We start from the raw sequence: 13724 nt of genomic DNA on the forward strand, positions 1-13724 counted from the left end.
CAACTAACTGGAAGGTCGTCTCCATGCGCTTGACTTTTGATCTGTCTGGTGTGGGGACCTTTCTGGGCTGGGGCGGGTTGCCTGTTGGATTTCCAGCAGGCAACCGCGCCTCACCTTTTAAGAGAGAATTTGAACCATGACTGAACAACCAGGCGCCAAGTGGAACCACGAGCCCACCGACTTTGACCAGCGCGGCAAGCTGCCCCGGCAAAGTGCGCCACCGGCACCGGTGCTGGGGTCGCTGAACATCACAGCAGCCAGTGCCGACCCCGGCCTGCTGGACCTGCCGTGGCACATCCGGCTAGAGGAGTGGCCGGCCGAAAACCTCGCCGCCCTGCCCCGCGGTATCTCCCGGCACGTGGTCCGCTTTGCGCACCTGGACGGTTCCGTCATTGCCATCAAGGAAACCTCCGAACATGTGGCCCGCCACGAGTACCACATGCTGCGCAAGCTGGCCCGGCTGGACGTCCCCTGCGTTGAGCCGGTCGCCGTCATCAGCGGCCGCACCACGCCGTCTGGCGCTCCCCTGGATCCGGTACTTGTCACGCGGCACCTGAAATTCTCCCTGCCCTACCGCGCGCTGTTCTCACAGAAGCTGCGCCGCGATACGTTGACCCGTCTCATTGATGCACAGGCATTGCTGCTGGTCCGGCTCCACCTAGTGGGCTTTTACTGGGGCGATGTCTCCCTCTCCAACACGCTGTTCCGCCGCGACGCTGGCGCCTTCGCCGCGTACCTCGTGGACGCCGAGACCGGTGAGCTGTACCCGGATCTGTCCACGGGCCAGCGCGAATACGATCTCGAAATTGCCCGCGTCAACATTGCCGGCGAACTCATGGACCTACTCGAGGGCGGGCTCATTGAAGAGAAGGTGGATCCTGTCGCCACGAGCGAGCTCATCATGGAAAGCTACCGCCGCCTGTGGGCGGAGCTGACCGAAAAGGAATCGTTCGAACTCGAGGACCGTTGGCGTGTGGGCGCCCGCATCCGTCGCCTGAACGAGCTCGGCTTCGACGTCGAGGAATACGCCATCAAGACCACCCCCGACGGCGCCACTATTCAGCTCCAGCCCAAGGTGGTCGACGCCGGCCACCACCAGCGCCGTCTGCTCCGCCTGACCGGCATTGACGCTCAAGAGAACCAGGCCCGTCGCCTGCTCAACGACATGGATTCCTTCCGCAACGACATGGATCCCATCAAGGATGAGGAGATCAGCGCGCACGAATGGGTCAGCTCCATCTTCGAACCCATCGTCCGCTCCATCCCGCGTGAGCTTGGCGGCAAGTTGGAACCGGCCGAGGTGGTGCATGAGGTGCTTGAGCACCGGTGGTTCCGCTCCCAAGATGAGGAACGCAACGTTCCGCTGGCAGAAGCCGTGCAGTCATACGTGGATGACATCCTGCGCTTCCGCCGCGACGAAGACGCCATCATGCTCAGCACCGACACGGCAACCATCAAAATGCTAGAAGGCGGAGTCCTCCCCGACGCCGCCTTCGAGGCCTAACCCCACGACGCTGCACCACCTTACGGCGTGTGTTGGGCAACCCTGCACCACCTTACGGCGTGTTTTGGGCAACGCTGCGTCACCTTTTGGGCACTATCCAGAGACCCCCTTCGGCATCCAACGTTAGGAGCCACCGCATGGCAGCTGTTTCCAGGTTTGTGAGCACCGCCAATGTCCATGAGGGCGCCCAGCCTGAAGGGGTTTCAGTCTCGGTGTTGTTTGAGGCTGAGCTCGACAACGGGGAATCGGTCTTGCTGTTGGACGATCGCGGCTGGAATTCAAACCAGCCCTGGGCACAGGCTAGTCAGGATGGGATTGAGGCGACGACGCGCACGGTCGTGGGCCCGGATGAGCCTTACGGCGAACAGACCATGGCAAATGCAATCACGGCCTACTGGAACTATCTTGGGAACATCCTGGCCCAACGTGGCGTGGAAACCAGCCCCGCGGAGCTGCCAGCAATCCCCCAGGACGTGGTTCTCAGCCGCACGGTTCTTGAGCGCTTGGGCAACCGGAACAGCGCAGCGCAATGAACCGGCACGCCTGCCGCCAAGATCGTCAACGCGGCATGCGCGCCCATCGACAGGGCATCAGGAAAAGCTCCTCAATCGACGGGATCTGATGGAGCGTTGCCAGAAACACCCCGAAAGCTGAGGAAGGGTCCTACGGACGGGCGGGGATGGCCTTGCCCGGGTTGAGAATGCCCGCAGGATCAAATAACGCCTTGATGTTCCGCTGGATCCCCAACACCTGCTCGGACTGCTCCAGCCCCAGCCAGCGCAGCTTGTACTGGCCGATGCCGTGTTCGCCCGTAATGGTGCCGCCCAGCTCAAGCGCCTTGTCGATGGACTCATCCAGGGCCGCATTCAGGGCCGCAATACGCCCCGGCTCAAAGGAAGGTACGGAAAACGTGGGGTGCAGATTGCCGTCGCCGGCATGCGCGATGACCTGCAAGTCCACACCGTGCCGCACAGCCATCTCCTCCAGCGCTGTAATGTAATGCACCAGCTGCGAGCGCGGCACGGCCACATCCTCGCCCACTCTGTTCTCAGCGTCCACGTCCAGACCGCGGTTGTTGCGGCGCAGCTCCACCAGCCGCTGCGCCTCCTGCGGGTCCTCCCTACTGACGGTACCGCCAATCTTTTCAAGTTCGACGGCGGCCACCTCCTCTTCCGCAACGGCTGCCAAACCGTCGAATTGGATCAGTAGCAGCGCCGTCCCCCTTGACGCGAGATTGCTGCCGTTGCGGCGGTCCAGTTCCCTAAGTGAGGGCCCGTCCAGAAGTTCCAGAATGCACGGCTGCACACGGGCTGCACCGAGTGCCAGCACGCCGGCCGCGGCCTGCTGCACGGAGGGAAAGAACACGGCGAGGGTGCGCACAATGGTGGGCAGGTACTTCAGCCGCACGGTGGCGCCCACAACAATGCCCAGTGTGCCTTCCGATCCCACAAACAAGCTGGTGAGGTCGTATCCGGCAACGCCCTTGAACGTGCGGTGCCCGGTGTGAATCAAGGAACCGTCGGCCAACACCACATCCAACGCCAGGACGGCATCGCGCGTGACGCCGTACTTGGCGCAGCGCAGCCCGCCGGCATTCGTGGCGATGTTCCCGCCAATGGTGGAAATCTTGAAACTGGCCGGGTCCGGGGCAAACATCAGCCCATGATCGGCCACGGCAGCGTTGAGGTCGCCGTTGATGACGCCGGGTTCAACGCGGGCAATCTCATCGGCCGGGTTGATCTCCAGGATCTGGTTCATGCGCGTCAAGTTCAGCACCACGCATCCGGCCGTGGCATGCGCCCCGCCGGAGACGCCAGTCCCGGCACCCCGAGTCACCAAGGGAACGCCGAATGCAGCGGCCGCACGCATAACTGACTGCACGTTAGCGACCGATTCCGCCCATACCACCGCCAACGGCAGCTGGTAGTCGGTGACGGGCCCTTGGTCAATGGCAAACGTCGTCAAATCTGCGTCGGCGACACTGATCTGGTCCTCGCGCAGATCCTGCAGCAATAACGCCACAAACTCTGTGTTCAACCCATTCTCCTGCACAGCCATATCCCAACAGACCCTTCCCCTAGATGCTGCTTTTAGTCTAGGAGATGGGCGGCAAGCCACAGCTCGCGAGCGGGGTTGCCGCCCAAGAGAATTCCTCCACAGGCCAAGGCATGCTGTCCACCGTGCACATTGGGCACTGTGGCACTTTTGCCGACCGGTCGCATCCCCTACAGTCCAACTATGGACATCATGGACGGGAAGTCGAATGAGCCGCCTCACGAGGCCGGGGCAGGGGCCGGGCAGAGCATTGGACGCCTCTATCAACGGCGCGACCACGGACTCGCATCGGGCCCACGAGCAATAAATTCTCGTTCACTTCACAGCGTTGCGGCTGTACTTTCAACGGTAAGAGAGCTCTTCGCAGTGGTCTACACAACGGATCTGAGCTGCCTCTCTAACAAGGAGCTCAGACTTCTCATTGAGGCTATAGACCAGTTCAGTAAATGCCTGCACATTATAGCCTTGGAGGCCTCGGAAGAACTTTTCCATCGTCTCTCCGCTCATGAGCTGGATGAGAAACTCTTAGGTAATGCGGTGCATTTGCTGACTGACACGCTGCAACTCAGCGTTTCCGAGATCTGCCTCTTGAACAAGTTGGCCCGCCCACCCTGAGACCAGAGGTCTGCGGCCGCAGGGCTCCAAGCCTCAGGGCGCCAGTTTCCCGGGCTTCAGGCCTCGGGCTCCAGGCCGCAGGGCTCAGGCCTCCGGTACACTGACTCCGGCCAGTCGCCACACAAAAGCCCCCGGGCCATCGAGCTGCAACTTCTCTTCGGTGGCACCGAACTCGGCCGTGGCGAACGCCGGCGCCAAAGTCAGCGCCTGCGCGTCCACAGCGGAGAGCCCCAACTCAGCCACCGGGAACAACGCTGGCGCGCGCGTGGCCAAAACCAGCAACGACTCCTCCGGTGACTCGCGCACAAAAGCCAGCACATCGCCGTCGGCCATCAACCACCGCATCCCGCCGTCAGCCACCGCCGGGCTGGTGTGCCGCAACTCCGTCAGCGCGGCGTAGGCAGAACGCAGATCCGTGACCACACGCGACGGTGATTCCCACGGCATGGGCGTGCGCGAATCCTCACCATTCCACCCCTCCAGGCCAAACTCATCGCCGGCAAAAACCACCGCGATCCCCGGCACCAGCATGGACAGGGCTGCGGCAACCAGCGGCCCGCCCGCAATCATGACGCTCGCCGCCCGTGCCGTGTCATGGGTGTTCAGTGCGTTCATGGTCGCCTTGCGCACGGGCCAGGAAAACGCGCTGGAAAGGTCCTTATGGGTCTCAAGTACGACGTCGGCCGTCACCTTGGGCGGGCCAGCCAGCGGGGTGCCGAAAAAGTCCACGCGCGCGGCCGGGTTGCCCAGCCACTGCCACAAGGGGCGGGTGAAGTTGGAGTACGTCATGGCGCCCTGCCAGCCGAAACCGTCCACATCGGCGCCGGCATCGGAGGTTTCCTCGCCCAGGAGCAGCGCGTTGGGGTTGATCTCCAGGATGCGATCCTGGATGAGCGCGGCCACTTCCTTGTTGATGTTCTGGGCGCCCAAGCGGCCAGTCATATTACCCACGTCAATGCGCCAGCCATCCAGATTAAACGGGGGTTTGAGCCAGTGCGCCACCACGGAATCTTCACCGGTGACGAAGGCTTCGCGCAAAGCCTCCGAGGCCCAGTTCAGCTTGGGCAGCGACGGCACGCCCCACCAAGACTCGTACTCGGTGCGGTCCTCGTTGAAGTAGTAGAAGCCGGCTTCCACACTGTTCGGGTCGGCCGCAGCGCGCTGGAACCATTCGTGGGCATCGCCGGTGTGGTTGGAAGTCAGATCCCCCATGACCTTCATGCCGCGGGCGTGCGCTGCCTCGACCAGCCGGATGAGCGCCGCATCCCCGCCGAGCAGCGGATCCACTTCCATGAACGTTGAGGCGTCATAGCGGTGATTTGAACGTGCGGGGAAGAACGGTGTCAGGTAGACGATGTCCGCACCCAGAGCCGCCAGCTCATCAAGTTTTTCGGTAACGCCATCCAGATCGCCACCATAGAACTGCCGGGCGACATCGGGACCACTGCCCTGCACGGGGGTGTCCCAATCGCAGGCCACGCCCCACTCCGGAGTGGGCCGCCCGTCCGCCGCCGCGGAGCGGGCAAAGCGGTCCGGGAACACCTGGTACATGACAGCATCGTGCGACCACGCCGGAGCAGCCTTGGCGGTGGTCACCCGGAAATCGTTGTAATCGGAGGTGTCCCGGTTGTGCAGGCCCGCATTGTTCAGGAACGAGTAGCTGGGTCCGTCTTCCCCGCTGGCCGCTATCTCAATGACAAAGCGGTACAGGGCCACGGGATTCACAGGCAACATGGTGGCTTCCCACCACACCCAACCGGCTGACTCCCCCACCACGGTGGCTTCGTCGTAACGCGGCTCGGCGTCCTGCACGCTACGGACCCACACACGCGAGGCCGTCCCCCAGTCCTGCGGGACGCGCAACCGCAAGGTCACACGTTGGCCAAGCTCCGCCGTCGAACTTCCCACATACAGTGCCGAACCATCGTGGTGCGGTTGATTGCCTGCCATGTTTACCCCTTTACTCCACCTTGAACCAAACCACTCACAATGTACCGCTGCAGGAACAAGAACAGCGCCATGACAGGCACTGCGGCCAAGACTGCACCTGCCGAGAAGATACCCCAGTTCTTGGAACGGGTGTCAGCCACGAAGGAATAGAGGCCGACGGCGAGCGTCTGGGAGTCCGGATCGGTCAGCACCACGGAGGCGATCACGAACTCGCTAGAGATGCTGATGAAGGACAGTAGCGCCACCACGGCCAGGATGGGGGTGACCAGCCGCAAAATGATGCCGAAGAAGATCTGCACATGGGAGGCGCCGTCGATCTTGGCAGCCTCATCGAGCTCCTGCGGAATCGTGTTGAAGAAGCCGTACATGAGGTAGGTGTTCACGCCCAGCGCACCGCCCAGGTAGACCATGATCAGGCCCAGCTGGCTGCCTAGACCCAGCGACGGGATGACGTCGGAGATGCCGCTGAGCAACAAGAAAATTGCGACGACGGCCAATAGTTGGGGGAACATCTGCAGCAGGAGCAGCGAAAGTAGGCCCATGCGGCGGCCTTTGAAGCGCATACGGGAGAAGGCGTAAGCGGCCATGGCGCCCAGGAATACGGTGGCTGCCGAGGTCACCACGCCAATGACCAGGGTGTTGATGAACCAGCGGCCAAAGGGACGGGCCGGATCGTTGAACAAGTTGATGAAGTTGACGAAGTCGATCTTCGTAAACAGGCCCTTGGTGCCGGCCAGCGTGCCATTGGAATTCAAAGCTGCCGAGAGGACGTAGAGCAGCGGGAAGATGGCGAAGAGGGTGACCACTACGCCCACCAGATGGCGCCAGCCCTTGTCCTTGAACCAGACGCCGAAGGGGCGGCGCTTGGCGGCAAGGAGCTCGGGGGCGGTCTCTGGTGTGGGCCGAACAGGAACGGTGGTGGTGCTCATCGGTTCACTTCCTCAAGTGCTTTGGTCTGCTTGAAGCTCACGGCGGAAACAGTGGCCACAATGATGAAGATGACAATGGCCAAGGCGCTGGCCAAGCCGTAATCACGGCCCGTTCCCTGCCCGAACGCCACCTTGTACACGAGCGTGATCAGGATGTCCGTGGAGCCAATGTCGCGGGTGGTGTCCTCGAAGCGGGGTCCACCACCGGTCAGCATGTAGATGACGTTGAAGTTGTTGAAGTTGAACGCGAAGGAGGCAATCAACAACGGTGCAATCGAGACCAGCAGCAGCGGCAATTTGATGGAGCGGAACACTCGCCACGCTCCGGCACCGTCCATGCGTGCAGCCTCGTCCAGCTCGGCGGGCAACGATTGCAGGGCGCCGGTGCAGACCAGGAACATATACGGGAAGCCTAGCCAGAGGTTCACCACCAGGACGCTGATCTTGGCCAGGATGGGGTCCGTGAGCCAGCCGATCTCTGCCCCGCCTAGCAACGTTTGGTTTAGCCAGCCGAATTGCGGGTTGAGGATACCGGACCACACCAGGCCGGAGAGGAATGCCGGGAACGCGTACGGCAGGATCATCAGCACCCGGTAGATCTTCTTGCCGCGCAGATCATCCCTGTTGAAGGTGATGGCCAGGAACAAGCCCAAGCCGAAGGTCAGGATCACGGAGGCGATGGCGAACATGAACGTCCAGGCGATCACGTTCAGCAGCGGGGCCCGCAGATTGGGATCGGTGAAGGCCCGGACAAAGTTGTCGAAACCCACGTTGATCTTCCAACCGGTGGCCAGCCGTTCGCCGTCCGCGGAGGCGAAGGCGCCCTCGCCGTTGTCGGTAAAGGTGGTGCCGGTTTCGACGTCGGTGAAGGTGTCGGTGGCTTTGTCGAAGACCATGCTGGGCTTGAACGCGTACGCTGTGCTGCCATCGGCGGTGCGCAGGCTGCCTTGGGCGGCGTCCTCGGACACGGGGACGGAGATGCTCAGAATGTCGTTCTGATTGGCCACGATTTGGGCGAAATTCAGAGCGTCATAGCCGGGGACGGACACGGCCTTGCCGGTGCCATCGAGCGTTGCATCGGTGACAGTTGAGAGTGGCCGGGTGGAGGAGCCTATGGTGACGGTGCCGTCGGGGTTGGTGAAGAGCAGGAACAGCTCATCGTTTTGTTTCAGCACAGATGTCTTAAATGAGGGGGAATCCGGCACGCGCTTTTGCGCCGTGATTTGGATGGCTGAGATGGCATCGGCTTTGGTGCTGTTGTGCCCGTCGCCGTAGTTGGTGAAAGCGATGTAGCCGGAATACAGCACCACAAACACTTGGAAAACCACCAAGAAGAACACGCCCGGCGCCAAGTACTTGGCGGGCAGGCCGCCCTTGCGCAGGTAAATCCAGTTGATCAGCAGCGTGACTGCGGCGGCGATGGCCAAGATGGTCCAAGAGGCACTGAGGAACAGGGTGATCATCACGAATACCGCAAAGGCATCCACCAAACCCAACAACACCACTTTGACCATGGTGGATTTCAGCGATTCCATGCCGTGGCTCCTCTTGGGCGAACCCGGCTTCCCTGAGCCATTCTTCGTTGCAGGGCCATCGGGAGAATTGGTGCCGCTTTTCACCCGTGGTACGGGTCCGGCGTGGTTGGTGGATTCTGGAACTCGCATCACGTGGCTATCCTCTTGCAGTGCTTCACAGGCGACGATACGGTGCGTGGCGCCCAGCCGTGTGGCCGGGCACCACGCACCTCTACTTACTGGTCTTACAGGTACTACTGGCGGTGCAGATCTTGCTCGAACGTGCGCTTACGCGCCGATCTTGGACTTGATGGTGGCAGCCATCTTGGGCCAGTCAGTGGCCGGGTCGCCCTTGCCCTTGATCATGTCGAGTTGGGTGGCGCCCCAGTCGTTCCAGACGGCATCCATTTCGGGGATTGCGGGCATGGGCACGCCGTTGTCGCCAATCTTGCCGAAGGCCGCAACGATGGGATCCGAGGAAGCCTTTTCGAAGGACGCGGTCAACGCCGGAGGACGCCCGCCAGCCGTGAACATGGAGTCCTGGGCGGCCTCTGTGGTCAGGTAGTTGGTGACGAACTCGGTGGTGGCCAGGGCATTGGCGCTCTTGGCGCTGATGAAGAAGCCGTTGACGCCGACGAACGGCTGCGCGGGTTTGTCTCCTGCGGTGGGCAGCGGGTCAACGGCGACCTTGATGCCAGCCTTCTGCAGATCCGGGACATTCCACGGGCCGGTGAGGAAGTACGGGCTCTTGCCGTTCTTGAACTCTTCCTTGGCAATGTCGCCGGTGATGTTGGAGTTGAGTACCTTGGAACCGGTATCTCCCCATTCCACGAGCTTCTTGGCAAATTCGACGCCGGCCGGCTCACCTAGGATGAGCTGCTTGGGATCGTAACCACCATCGGCGTCCAGGCCGAAGACGGCCGAACCCATGGAGGTCTGTAGCGGGTAGAGGTGATAGGGATCGCCCTGCTTGGGATCCAGACCCACCAGGAACGCGTACTGGGCCTTGCCGGAATCGACAACACCCTTACCTGCGGCGATGACCTCGTCGAAGGTGGTGACTGCGGCCGGCAGCAAGTCCGTGTTGCGCAGCAAAGCAATGTTTTCTACTGAGTACGGGACACCGTAAGTGGAGCCGTTGAAGGTCATGGCCTTGATGGAGGTCTTGGAGAACGCGGAGGTCTTATCACCGAGCTCAACCGGTGCGATCACACCGTTCTGGACGAACTTGCCTACCCAGTCATGCGGGCCAACAATCAAATCCGGGCCCTTGCCGGTGGGAACCTGGGTGATGAAGTCATCGCGCACTGCGGCGAAGTCCTTGATGACGAGCTTTACTTCAATGCCGGTATCGGCCTTGAACTTCGCTGCAATGTCCTTCAGCGCCGGTGAGCGCTCAGCGTCAACCCACATGGTGATGGTGGTGGCTCCGCCAGCCGCCAAATCCGAGGTGGTGGGCGATGCGGAGGTGGTGGGCTTGGTATCGCCGCCGCAGGCACTGAGCGCGAGTGCGCCCACTGCCGACAACGCGCCAACGGCAAAGACGCGACGACTGACGGGGTTGGCACTTGTATTTGGCAACTTCATTGGTGTCCCTTTCTTGAGCCCAGCATCCATGTGGAGGCGTTTGCGGGCAAAAAATAACGTAAGTGGCCTACCTCACAGAGCGTAAGCATTCTCAAAGATACATGAAAACGGTTCCAAAAAGATAGTCCCACTGTTGGAACTTTCTCAACTTTCTAGTGAACCGGCCTCAACTGACGACCCTTTATCTGCATAACACTGCCCACAAACTTCCGTGTTATCGGCATATTTGCCGGGTGTATGACTACCGGTCAAATATTTTTAGGGTTTATGAGAGCGTTTACAATTTGGTGATTACTCTCTAGGGTTGTACTCATGTCTGCCACCTTCTCTGACCTCAGCGTTTCCGCGGCCACGCTTACGCCGTCCGTCTCCGCTGCTAGCGTCTCCGTTGATTCCCCAGCCTCAATGGCTGGCGCCCCTGTCCATTCATCCGCTGCTTCGGGCGCTTCACGTACCGGTGCTTCCCGTACCGGCATTTCCGGTGCCCTGACGCCGATCCATGCGGCAGCGGCCGGGGACAAGCAGCATTGGTCCACCGACTCCGTGATTTATCAGATCTACCCCCGGTCCTTCCGCGACAGCAATGGCGATGGCGTGGGCGACTTGGCGGGCATCACCCTCGAGTTGGGCCAGCTGGCGCAACTGGGCGTGGATGCCGTGTGGCTCTCTCCGTTCTTCAAGTCACCGCAGCGCGACGCTGGCTACGACGTTTCCGATTACCGCCAGGTGGATCCGCTCTTTGGCACACTGGAAGACTTTGACCACATGGTGGAGACCGCCACCGAGCTGAAGCTGCGCGTCATCATCGATCTGGTCCCCAACCACTGCTCCGATCAGCACGTACTCTTCCAAGCAGCACTGGCCGCAGCCCCCGGGAGCCCCGAGCGGGATGTGTTCATCTTCCGCGATGGCAAGGGCCCCGACGGCGCACTGCCGCCGAACAATTGGCAGTCGCACTTTGGCGGTCCGGCATGGACCCGCGTCACCGAAGCCAACGGCGAGCTTGGCCAGTGGTTCTTGCACCTGTTCGATTCCACCCAGCCTGATTTCAACTGGGACAACACCACCGTCCAGGCTGAATTCGAAGAGACCCTGCGCTTCTGGCTCGACCGTGGCGTCCACGGCTTCCGCGTGGACGTTGCCCACGCTCTGGTCAAAGCCGACGGCCTACCCGATTGGGGCGGCACAGCCTGGGGCGGCAGCATTGACGGCTTCCCCGGCCACCTCGCGCCCATGTTCGGCCAGCCCGCGCTGCACGACATCTACCGCCGCTGGCGCGAAGTCCTCGCCGAGTATGGCCCGGAGCGAATCCTGTGCGCCGAGGCCAACGTGGACCCGCTGGAGCGCATGGCCGATTGGGTACGCCCCGACCAGATGCACCAGGCCTTCAACTTCCCCTACCTAGCCACCGGATTCTCCGCGCCCGCTCTGCGCACCGTGGTCGAGAACTCCCTGCGCGCCTTCGATGCCGTTGGCGCCCCCAGCACGTGGGTCCTCTCCAACCATGACGTGGTCCGGCACGCTTCCCGCTTCGGGTACGACGGCGGTAGCCCCCGCGACGGCGATGGTGTTGGCGCCGGTGATGAACAGCCAAACCTTGCGCTTGGTCGCCAACGTGCGGCTGCAGCGTCGTTGTTCATGCTCGGGCTTCCGGGCGCGTGCTACCTCTACCAAGGCGAAGAGCTGGGCCTCCCAGACCACACCACACTGCCGGACGAAGCACGTCAGGATCCCACGTTTGCCCGCACCGGCGGCGAACGGATTGGCCGCGACGGCTGCCGAGTGCCGCTCCCCTGGCGAGCCGACAGCCCGGCAGCCGGATTCAGCGACGGCGCCACCCCAGCAGCGCCCTGGCTCCCCCAGCCCTTGGACTGGTCAAGCTACGCCCGCGATACCCAAGTCAACGATCCGGCGTCGCACTTGTCCGTGTACCGCAAGGCCCTCGCCCTGCGCAGCGAACTCAAACTCGGCACAGGCTCGCTGCAGTGGGCCGAGGACTACTGCACGGAGAATTCGCTGGCGTTCCTGAACGAAACCACGCTGGCGCTCATCAACACCGGCAGCGAGCCCATGACATTGCCCGCTGGCACCGTCATTGCGCGCTCCTTGCCTACCCTCGGGGACAGCGCTCAACTAGAATCGTCCGAGGCTATCTGGCTGAAATTGTGACGCAGGGACTGAGGAGCAAAAAAGTGGCGGGCATCAAAGAGGTTGCGGAGCTTTCCGGGCTGTCGATCGCCACGGTGTCGCGCGCTTTGGGCGGCAAAGGGAGCGTCTCTGCCAAGAGCCGCAAACGAGCCCAGGACGCGGCCGCCGAGCTTGGCTTCGTATTGTCGTACGCTGCCTCCAGCCTGGCCTCTGGCCGAAATCACAACATCGGAATCGTGGTTCCCGGCGTCAACCGCTGGTTCTATTCCTCCGTGATCGACGGCGCTTCCGAGGTCCTCATCGAAGCCGGCTACGACCTCACCCTGTACACCACCAGCCAGAATGAGAGCCACCGCGCCACCATCCTGACTGACTTCCTCCTGCGCAAGAGGCTCGACGCCGTCATCGCCGTCTCGTTGGAACTCACCGAGTCTGAGGTAAGTCAGCTGTTGGCGATTCACCGCCCTGTCCTGGGGATCGGCGGGCCACTGCCTGGTGCCGACAGCTTGCGCGTCGATGACTTTGAGTTGGCGAGGCGGGCTACCGAGCACTTGATTGGGCTAGGGCACACGAGGATCGCACATATTGGCGGTGATCACGAGTACGATTCTGACTTCAAGCTGCCCGGGACTCGGCGCAGCGGATACCAAACGGCCATGGGGCAGGCTCAGCTGCCCACGCCCGAGGCTTGGCAACGGAGCTCCGATTTTACCGTCCAAGGCGCTTACACCACCGCCCGTTCCCTGCTGGCTGAGGGTCTGGCGCGGCCCACTGCAGTCTTCGCGGCCTCCGATGAAATGGCTATCGGCACGATCCTCGCCGCGAGAGACTTTGGGCTGCGAGTTCCGGAAGAGCTATCTGTAATTGGCATTGACGGGCATGAGCTGGGCCAAGTCTTTGGGCTCACCACTTTTGACCAGAAGCCCCGCGAACAGGGCGCCCTGGCGGCACGCCGTATCCTGGCTCGGTTGGAGCAGTCGTCTCACGATGCCGCTGTTGCGTATCAACCGGTGGCTGAGGAGTTCCCTACGCATTTGGTGGTGCGCAGCAGTACGGCGGTGCCGGCGGTGGAGTAGTTCTGCTTGTTAGACAGTGATTGTTAAACAGTGATGGCCGCCCTGGTCGGGGTGGCCATTGTTGTTGTTGTTGGTGCTTGCTGGATTCGAGAACGTAGTTGCTGCGATGTGAATCGTGGATTTGTGTCGTGTTCTGCAGTCTCGAATGGTTTCATGACGTGATCTGTTGTTTCGATGTAGGCGCGGGGTAGGTGTTGGCTGCTACTTCGTTGTTGTTGTTGGTGCTTGTTAATGTGGGGAGGCCCCGCACTTGTGGTGCGGGGCCTCGACCCTTTTTTACGTGTTGTCCGGCGGTGTCCTACTCTCCCACATCCTCACGAATGCAGTACCATCGGCGCTGTGGGTC

At 61.8% G+C, this 13724-nt stretch carries 10 protein-coding genes; 5 read left to right on the plus strand and 5 right to left on the minus strand.

What is annotated here, in order from left to right; translation table 11 throughout:
* Nucleotides 1-136 precede the first annotated feature (136 nt).
* On the plus strand, nucleotides 137-1504 hold the full coding sequence (locus tag AB0O97_RS19725; RefSeq protein ID WP_363884935.1) for a DUF4032 domain-containing protein: 1368 nt from the start codon (nucleotides 137-139) through the stop codon (nucleotides 1502-1504).
* A gap of 137 nt (nucleotides 1505-1641) precedes the next feature.
* Nucleotides 1642-2037 carry a hypothetical protein gene (locus tag AB0O97_RS19730; RefSeq protein WP_363884937.1) on the plus strand — a complete coding sequence of 132 codons (396 nt, stop codon included), beginning with the start codon at nucleotides 1642-1644 and terminating at the stop codon, nucleotides 2035-2037.
* Nucleotides 2038-2167: 130 nt separating this feature from the next.
* On the opposite strand, the gene AB0O97_RS19735 is transcribed toward AB0O97_RS19730, so the two are convergent.
* Nucleotides 2168-3541, minus strand: a complete 1374-nt coding sequence (locus AB0O97_RS19735) for an FAD-linked oxidase C-terminal domain-containing protein (protein ID WP_363884939.1) — start codon at nucleotides 3539-3541, stop codon at nucleotides 2168-2170.
* A 201-nt stretch (nucleotides 3542-3742) separates the two neighbouring features.
* Here AB0O97_RS19735 and AB0O97_RS19740 point away from each other — a divergent pair, with 201 nt between their 5' ends.
* Complete coding sequence (locus tag AB0O97_RS19740; RefSeq protein ID WP_363884941.1) at nucleotides 3743-4174, plus strand: hypothetical protein; 432 nt, start codon at nucleotides 3743-3745, stop codon at nucleotides 4172-4174.
* A gap of 84 nt (nucleotides 4175-4258) precedes the next feature.
* Here AB0O97_RS19740 and AB0O97_RS19745 read toward each other — a convergent pair whose 3' ends face one another.
* From AB0O97_RS19745 to AB0O97_RS19760, 4 genes are all read right to left on the minus strand, one after another.
* Nucleotides 4259-6124: a glycoside hydrolase family 13 protein gene (locus AB0O97_RS19745; protein WP_363884943.1), complete on the minus strand. Its 1866-nt coding sequence runs from the start codon at nucleotides 6122-6124 to the stop codon at nucleotides 4259-4261.
* Nucleotides 6125-6126: 2 nt separating this feature from the next.
* Nucleotides 6127-7053, minus strand: a complete 927-nt coding sequence (locus AB0O97_RS19750; protein WP_363838056.1) for a sugar ABC transporter permease — start codon at nucleotides 7051-7053, stop codon at nucleotides 6127-6129.
* Nucleotides 7050-8588 (minus strand): ABC transporter permease subunit, encoded by a 1539-nt coding sequence (locus AB0O97_RS19755; RefSeq protein WP_363884945.1) that lies wholly within the window; start codon nucleotides 8586-8588, stop codon nucleotides 7050-7052. The genes AB0O97_RS19750 and AB0O97_RS19755 overlap by 4 nt, the downstream gene beginning before the upstream one ends.
* A 267-nt stretch (nucleotides 8589-8855) precedes the next feature.
* Nucleotides 8856-10154, minus strand: coding sequence for a maltose ABC transporter substrate-binding protein (locus AB0O97_RS19760; RefSeq protein ID WP_363838061.1), 1299 nt, complete (start codon nucleotides 10152-10154; stop codon nucleotides 8856-8858).
* A gap of 312 nt (nucleotides 10155-10466) precedes the next feature.
* Here AB0O97_RS19760 and AB0O97_RS19765 point away from each other — a divergent pair, with 312 nt between their 5' ends.
* Together AB0O97_RS19765 and AB0O97_RS19770 are read left to right on the plus strand one after the other, a co-directional pair.
* A complete protein-coding gene (locus tag AB0O97_RS19765; protein WP_363884947.1) occupies nucleotides 10467-12323 on the plus strand; it encodes a glycoside hydrolase family 13 protein in 1857 nt (618 codons plus the stop codon).
* Between the two features lie 23 nt (nucleotides 12324-12346).
* Nucleotides 12347-13378 (plus strand): LacI family DNA-binding transcriptional regulator, encoded by a 1032-nt coding sequence (locus tag AB0O97_RS19770; protein ID WP_363884948.1) that lies wholly within the window; start codon nucleotides 12347-12349, stop codon nucleotides 13376-13378.
* The last annotated feature ends 346 nt before the right edge of the window (nucleotides 13379-13724 follow it).

Source organism: Specibacter sp. NPDC078692 (assembly GCF_040686835.1).
Classification (GTDB): domain Bacteria; phylum Actinomycetota; class Actinomycetes; order Actinomycetales; family Micrococcaceae; genus Specibacter.

Bases quoted from the DNA above. Each gene is read 5' to 3' on its own strand.
- AB0O97_RS19725 (WP_363884935.1), top strand. From the start codon at position 137: ATGACTGAACAACCAGGCGCCAAGTGGAACCACGAGCCCACCGACTTT.
- AB0O97_RS19730 (WP_363884937.1), top strand. From the start codon at position 1,642: ATGGCAGCTGTTTCCAGGTTTGTGAGCACCGCCAATGTCCATGAGGGC.
- AB0O97_RS19740 (WP_363884941.1), top strand. From the start codon at position 3,743: ATGGACATCATGGACGGGAAGTCGAATGAGCCGCCTCACGAGGCCGGG.
- AB0O97_RS19745 (WP_363884943.1), bottom strand. From the start codon at position 6,124: ATGGCAGGCAATCAACCGCACCACGATGGTTCGGCACTGTATGTGGGA.
- AB0O97_RS19750 (WP_363838056.1), bottom strand. From the start codon at position 7,053: ATGAGCACCACCACCGTTCCTGTTCGGCCCACACCAGAGACCGCCCCC.
- AB0O97_RS19755 (WP_363884945.1), bottom strand. From the start codon at position 8,588: ATGGAATCGCTGAAATCCACCATGGTCAAAGTGGTGTTGTTGGGTTTG.
- AB0O97_RS19760 (WP_363838061.1), bottom strand. From the start codon at position 10,154: ATGAAGTTGCCAAATACAAGTGCCAACCCCGTCAGTCGTCGCGTCTTT.
- AB0O97_RS19765 (WP_363884947.1), top strand. From the start codon at position 10,467: ATGTCTGCCACCTTCTCTGACCTCAGCGTTTCCGCGGCCACGCTTACG.